The 6,281-nt window shown below is 64.7% G+C and carries 6 protein-coding genes; 5 read left to right on the top strand and 1 reads right to left on the bottom strand.

Annotated elements, in window-relative coordinates; all coding sequences use genetic code 11:
* Positions 1-171 precede the first annotated feature (171 nt).
* Together Q4G14_RS14880 and Q4G14_RS14875 are read left to right on the top strand one after the other, a co-directional pair.
* Positions 172-2,031 carry an extracellular solute-binding protein gene (locus tag Q4G14_RS14880; RefSeq protein WP_303362548.1) on the top strand — a complete coding sequence of 620 codons (1,860 nt, stop codon included), beginning with the start codon at positions 172-174 and terminating at the stop codon, positions 2,029-2,031.
* A 13-nt stretch (positions 2,032-2,044) separates the two neighbouring features.
* Entirely contained in the window at positions 2,045-2,392 is a 348-nt protein-coding gene (locus tag Q4G14_RS14875) for a hypothetical protein (protein WP_303362547.1), read from the top strand.
* A 176-nt stretch (positions 2,393-2,568) separates the two neighbouring features.
* Here the strand turns inward: Q4G14_RS14875 and Q4G14_RS14870 are convergent, their stop codons facing one another.
* The gene (locus Q4G14_RS14870; RefSeq protein ID WP_303362546.1) at positions 2,569-3,741 is read right to left on the bottom strand and encodes a deoxyguanosinetriphosphate triphosphohydrolase; all 1,173 of its coding nucleotides are present in this window, start codon (positions 3,739-3,741) and stop codon (positions 2,569-2,571) included.
* 69 nt (positions 3,742-3,810) lie between these two features.
* Here Q4G14_RS14870 and Q4G14_RS14865 point away from each other — a divergent pair, with 69 nt between their 5' ends.
* The 3 genes from Q4G14_RS14865 to xth are packed head-to-tail and all read left to right on the top strand — an operon-like array spanning position 3,811 to position 6,184.
* Positions 3,811-4,134: an iron-sulfur cluster assembly accessory protein gene (locus Q4G14_RS14865; protein WP_303362545.1), complete on the top strand. Its 324-nt coding sequence runs from the start codon at positions 3,811-3,813 to the stop codon at positions 4,132-4,134.
* Entirely contained in the window at positions 4,134-5,402 is a 1,269-nt protein-coding gene (locus Q4G14_RS14860) for a hemolysin family protein (protein ID WP_303362544.1), read from the top strand. The genes Q4G14_RS14865 and Q4G14_RS14860 overlap by 1 nt, the downstream gene beginning before the upstream one ends.
* Positions 5,399-6,184, top strand: coding sequence for an exodeoxyribonuclease III (gene xth / locus Q4G14_RS14855; protein WP_303362543.1), 786 nt, complete (start codon positions 5,399-5,401; stop codon positions 6,182-6,184). The genes Q4G14_RS14860 and xth overlap by 4 nt, the downstream gene beginning before the upstream one ends.
* Positions 6,185-6,281: the final 97 nt, after the last annotated feature.

Genomic DNA, 6,281 nt, shown 5'->3' with positions numbered 1-6,281 from the left:
GGGCGCAAGTCATGAGGCAGGTTTCATACAGGCAAGAAACCTATCGAGCAGTAAGCGTGTTATACGCCACCGGATGCGTGATTCCAAGGCGAAGTTTGGCCGGGGCGTTGACGGCGCGCCGGTCTGGCGGTTGAAATCGCAGACAATCTTAAGAAAGGCAGGCTGGCAGCGATGCGAATCTTCAAATTCCCTGACATTTCCGCGATCCACGGCGGTTTTCTGGCCGCCGCAGTGGTTTGGGGAACTGTTGCAGCGATGCCGCTGGCAAGCCTTGCTGAACCTGCGCATGGCATTGCGATGTATGGCGAACCGGCCCTGCCGGCGGGCTTTGCTCATCTGCCCTATGCCAACCCCGACGCGCCCAAGGGCGGGGCGATTCGCCTGGCCGAGCCGGGGGGATTCGATTCGCTGAAGCCCTGGGTGCTGAAAGGCAATGCCGCATGGGGTGTCGGTGTGCATGTGGCCGAAAGCCTGATGTATCGCAGCATTGACGAACCGTTCACGCTTTACGGTCTGCTGGCCGAGGCCGTCGATACGGACCCTGACCATATGTGGGTCGAATTCACCCTCCGCCCTCAGGCACGGTTTTCCGACGGCTCGCCGGTCACGGTCGAGGACGTGATCTGGTCCTATGAAACGCTGGGGACGGTCGGGCATCCCCGCTATCTGGCGACATGGGCCAAGATCGACCGCATCGAACAGACCGGCGAACGCAGCCTGCGGCTGACCTTCACCGAACCCGACCGGGAACTGCCGCTGTTGATGGGGATGCGCCCGATTCTGAAAAAGGCACAGTGGGAGGGCAAGGATTTCGCGGAATCGGGGTTAGAGGTTCCCATCGGCTCGGGTGCTTATGTGGTGGATCGGGTCGATCCGGGCCGCTCGATCAGCTTTCGCCGCAACCCTGACTACTGGGGCAAGGATCTGCCGCTGAATCGCGGCCTGCACAATCTGGATGTGATCCGCTACGATTATTTCGCCGATGCGAATGCCATGTTCGAGGCGTTCAAGGCTGGCGAAGTCACCTTCTGGCGCGAGCTTTCGGCCCAGAAATGGGCGACCGAGTATAACTTTCCGCTGCTGACGCAGGGCCGGGTGGTGCAATCGGAAATCCCGCATCAGCGCCCTTCGGGGATCATGGGGCTGGTGATGAACACCCGCAACCCGATCTTTGCCGACTGGCGGGTGCGGCAGGCGATGATCGAGGCGTTCAATTTCCGCTTTATCGACGGGGTGCTGAACGGCGGCCGCGATCCGCGCATCAGCAGCTATTTCGCCAACTCGCCGCTGGCCATGACGCCGGATCAGGCGGCGCAGGGGCGCGAAGCCGAGCTGCTGGCCCCCTTTGCCGCCGACCTGCCGCCCGGCACGATCGAGGGCTATGCCCTGCCGCAGGGCACCGACCGCGTGCTGGATCGCACGGGCCTGCGGCGCGCACTGGCCCTGCTGGAACAGGCGGGCTGGACCGTGCAGGACGGGGTGCTGAAGGATACGCAGGGCCAGCCGTTCCGCTTTGAAATTCTGCTTAATCAGGCGGGCACGGCAATGCGCACCGCCTCGGAAACCAAGCAGATCGTCGATATTTATGTGCAGGCATTGGCCAATCTGGGCATCACACCGCGCGTCACACTGCTGGATTCGGCGCAATATATCGAACGGACGAATAATTATCAGTTCGATATGACATGGTATGAACGCGCCCTCAGCCTCAGCCCCGGCAATGAGCAGATGCTCTATTGGGGACACGAGGGCGTGACACGCCCCGGCAGCCGCAACTGGATGGGCATGAACAGCCCCGCCGCCGAGGCAATGATCGCCACCATGCTGAACGCCGCCACATCCGAGGATTACAGCGCCGCCGTGCGCGCGCTGGACCGTGTGCTGACGGCGGGGCGCTATGTCATCCCGGTCAGCTATTCCGCAATTTCCCGCTTGGCCCACAGCGCCGATCTGCACTATCCTGAACGGACCCCGCTTTATGGCGACTGGCCGGGCTTTCTGCCCGAAGTCTGGTGGCAGGCGGCGCAATAAAGGAGGCGGACCGATGAAATGGCATCATGTGCAGGACAACTGGAATGCCTTCTACGAGGCGATCCTGGACCGCTGGCCGGAAACGAGCGAAACCGACCTGGATGAAATCGACGGCGACCAACGCGCCTTCATCGCCTATATCGCCCGCGTAACCGAACAAGACCCGGCCGAGGCCCGCGACGAAATCCGCGAATGGCTGGCCGGGGAAATTCCATCCGATGTGGTGATGGACCCGGCGCATGATAACCACTCCATCGCGCTGTCATCGAAATATGTCGGCGACGGCGAAGACGAATATGCCGACGACGCCCGCTTTGGCGATGACGATGACGAAGGCGACGACTTCGACAATCGTGACTGACGGCACTGCGCACGGGGGGCTGTCTGCCCCCCACGCCGCGTTCCGCGGCTCCCCCCGAGGATATTTTTCAACGAAAGACACGCGCTGCCGGGCCATCTTTGGTCTGGAAATATCCTCAGGGGGTGAATTGGCCGCAGGCCAAGAGGGGGCGCGAGCGCCCCCTTTGCGACCGCGCATCAACCGCCCGGTTTACCGTTTCCGAACAGGCGTCCGTGTTCGGCCATGGCATAGCGATCTGTCATTCCGGCAATATAGTCCAGCACCACCCGCGCGCGTCCGGTTTCATCGGGCGCAGCCTTGGCGATGGCGGCCCAATCCTCGGGCAGTTGCGCCGGATCGTGCAGGAACAGCGGGAACAGGTCGTTCAGCACCTTGGTCACATGCGCGCGTTCGTCCACCACGCAGGGCGCGCGATACATCCGGGCGAACAGGAACGCCTTGATCGCCTTGATGTTCTGATACAGCGGCTTGGAAAAGCGGATGATCGGCCCGTCCATGGCACGGATGTCATCGGCGGATTGCGGTTGCAGGCCGGTCAGGCGGTTGCGGGCGACGGCGATCACATCCTCGACCATGGTGCCGAACACACGGCGCAGCGCCTCGTGGCGGCGGCGCATCGGGTCAAGGCCGGGGTGCAGCCGGTCCACCTCGGCAAAGGCGGGGCCGACGACCGGCAGATCGGCCAGATCGGTTTCAGAAAACAGCCCGGCGCGCAGCCCGTCATGCAGATCGTGGTGGTTATAGGCCACGTCATCGGCCACGGCGGCGACCTGCGCTTCGGCACTGGCGTTGGTGTGCAGTTCCAGATCCCATGCCGCATTCACCTCGGCCAGCGCATAGGGCAGATCGCCGGTGACGGGGCCGTTATGCTTGGCGATGCCTTCCAGCGATTCCCAGGTCAGGTTCAGCCCGTCAAAGCCGGCGTAATGCCGCTCCAGCCGGGTGACGATGCGCAGCGCCTGTGCATTGTGGTCAAAGCCGCCATAAGGAGCCATCAGCGCCGCCAGCGCATCTTCGCCGGTATGGCCAAAGGGCGGGTGGCCCAGATCATGCGCCAGTGCCACGGTTTCGGCCAGATCGGTGTTCAGCCCCAAGGCCCCGGCGATGGTGCGGGCGACCTGTGCCACCTCGACCGTATGCGTCAGCCGGGTGCGGAAATAGTCGCCGCGATAGGCATCGCCTTCCAGTTCAACGAATACCTGCGTCTTGTGCTTCAGCCGCCGAAACGCGCTGGCGTGGATGATCCGGTCGCGGTCGCGTTGCCAGGGGCTGCGAAAGGTGGACAGCGCCTCGGGGAACAGGCGGCCCCGGCTGGCGTCGGGTTGGCTGGCATAGGGTGCTGCGGTCATGGGGCTTCCTTGCGGCAATGCAAGGGCAAGCCTATATTCGGGGGAACACGACGAAAACGGGAACGCCCCATGAACCTGCCACCGAAAGTCACCGACCGCGCCTTTGCCCGGCTGGCCGAAATCAACGCCGCCACCGGCCCGCGCCCGCTGCGGGTCGCCGTCGAGGGCGGCGGCTGTTCGGGATTTCAGTATGACATCCGGCTGGATGACGCTGCTGCCGATGACCTTGTGCTTAGCGGAGCAGGGCAGTCGGTGGTGGTCGATCCGGTCTCGCTGCCGTTTCTGGCGGGGGCAGTGATCGACTTTTCCGAAGAACTGATCGGCGCGCGTTTCGTGATCGAAAACCCGAACGCATCGTCCTCTTGCGGCTGTGGCACCTCGTTTTCCATCTGATGTGGCTGGAAATCGCCATCATTCTGGCCCTGACGCTGGTCAACGGCGGGCTGGCGATGGCGGAACTGGCGGTGGTTTCGTCGCGGCCCATGCGGCTGCGGGCCTTGGGCGGGCGCCGAGCGGATGCCGCGCTGCGGCTGGTCGATAATCCGGGGCGCTTTCTGTCATCGGTCCAGATCGGGATCACGCTGGTCGGCATTCTGAACGGGGCCGTGTCGGGGGCGACGCTGGGTCTGCGGGCCGGGGCGGCGCTGGCCGAAGCGGGCCTGCCCGCGCAACTGGCCGCGCCTGCGGGCGTGGGGCTGGTGGTGGCCGCGATCACATTCCTGTCGCTGATCGTGGGCGAGCTGGTGCCCAAACAGATCGCACTGTCGAACCCCGAAAAGGTCGCCGCGCGCGTTGCTCTGCCAATGACCGCCATTGCCCGGATCGCCGCGCCGCTGGTCTGGCTGCTGGATGGTGCCGGGCGGATCGTGCTGGGTCTGCTGGGCATCCGCAGACAGGACGCCGCCACCATCACCGACGAAGAAATCCGCCTGACGCTGGCCGAAGCGGCGCAGGCCGGCGTTCTGCTGCCTGCCGAACGGGCCATGATTTCCGGCGTGATGCGGGTCGCCGACCGGACGGCGCGGGCGATGATGACGCCGCGCCGCGATCTGACCCTGCTGGATCTGTCGCGCGGAACCGATGCGGTGATGGATATGGCGCGGCGCGCGACCTTTTCGCGGCTGCCGGTGATCGACGGCAATCCCGATGAGGTCAAAGGCGTGATCGCGCTGCGCGATCTGTTGCCGCAGGGAGGCAACATGCCCGACCCGGCCAGCGTGATCCGCCCGGCGCCTGTGGTGCTGGATACCGCCAGTGCCGTCGATGTGATCGCCAGATTGCGCAGCACGCCGACCCGCATGGCGCTGGTCTATGACGAATACGGCCATTTCTCGGGCGTGGTGACGGCCATGGACCTGCTGGCCGCGATCACCGGCGATTTCATCGACACCGAGGGTGACGAACCCGACATGATCCGGCGCGAGGATGGCAGCTGGCTTGTGTCGGGCGCGGAAAAGGCTGATGAATTCGCGGGCGAAACCGGCTATGCCCTGCCTGCGGGCGAATTTGCCACCGTCGCCGGGCTGGTGCTGCACCTGCTGGGCCGCATCCCCCGCACGGGCGAAGTGTTCACCGACCGGGGCTGGCGCTTCGAGGTGGCCGATATGGACGGGCTGCGGATCGACAAGCTGATCGTCACCGCACCAAAGGGGGACCAATGAAGATCGCGACGTTCAACATCAACGGCATCAAGGCGCGCATCGCGGCGCTGACCGACTGGCTGGCCGAAACCGACGCCGATGTGGTGGTCCTGCAAGAAATCAAATCCGTGGATCAGGGCTTCCCGCGCGACCATTTCACCGACCTCGGCTGGAACGTGGAAACCCACGGCCAAAAGGGCTTTAACGGCGTGGCCATTCTGTCGCGCCTGCCGCTGGAGGACGTGACGCGCGGCCTGCCGGGTGACGACAGCGACGAACAGGCCCGCTGGATCGAAGCAACGGTGATCGGCGATCAGGCGGTGCGGATCGCGGGGCTGTATCTGCCCAATGGCAACCCGGCGCCGGGGCCGAAATACGACTACAAACTGGCGTGGATGACCCGCCTGCGCAGCCGCGCCCGCGAACTGCTGGCCAGTGAAATGCCGGTGGTGATGCTGGGCGATTACAACGTCATCCCCGAACCGCGCGATGCGGCCCGGCCCCAGGCATGGGTGGATGACGCGCTGTTCCTGCCCGACAGCCGCGCGGCGCTGCGCCGGATCGCATGGGACGGCTGGACCGACGCCATCCGCATCCGCGACCCCTTTGCCACACGCGGCCCGTTCACCTTCTGGGACTATCAGGCCAGTTCCTGGGAACGCGACAACGGCATCCGCATCGACCACCTGCTGCTGTCGCCACAGGCCGCCGACCTGCTGCAAGATGCAGGCGTTGACCGCGACGCACGCGGCAAGGAAAAACCCAGCGATCACGTCCCGGTCTGGGTCACGCTGGCCGCATGACCGACCGGGCGCGGCCAGAAAACCGCCCCCATCTTTGGTCCGAAAATATCCTCAGGGGGTGAATTGGCCGCAGGCCAAGAGGGGGCGCGAGCGCCCC

The organism is Paracoccus sp. (in: a-proteobacteria), assembly GCF_030538755.1.
Lineage (GTDB): Bacteria > Pseudomonadota > Alphaproteobacteria > Rhodobacterales > Rhodobacteraceae > Paracoccus.
The sequence above is the reverse complement of the archived record's forward strand: the minus strand, read 5'-3'. Positions and strand labels throughout refer to the sequence as shown.

Excerpts from the sequence above, each read along its gene's own strand:
- Q4G14_RS14880 (WP_303362548.1), top strand. The coding sequence starts at position 172 with ATGCGAATCTTCAAATTCCCTGACATTTCCGCGATCCACGGCGGTTTT.
- Q4G14_RS14875 (WP_303362547.1), top strand. The coding sequence starts at position 2,045 with ATGAAATGGCATCATGTGCAGGACAACTGGAATGCCTTCTACGAGGCG.
- Q4G14_RS14870 (WP_303362546.1), bottom strand. The coding sequence starts at position 3,741 with ATGACCGCAGCACCCTATGCCAGCCAACCCGACGCCAGCCGGGGCCGC.
- Q4G14_RS14865 (WP_303362545.1), top strand. The coding sequence starts at position 3,811 with ATGAACCTGCCACCGAAAGTCACCGACCGCGCCTTTGCCCGGCTGGCC.
- Q4G14_RS14860 (WP_303362544.1), top strand. The coding sequence starts at position 4,134 with ATGTGGCTGGAAATCGCCATCATTCTGGCCCTGACGCTGGTCAACGGC.
- xth (WP_303362543.1), top strand. The coding sequence starts at position 5,399 with ATGAAGATCGCGACGTTCAACATCAACGGCATCAAGGCGCGCATCGCG.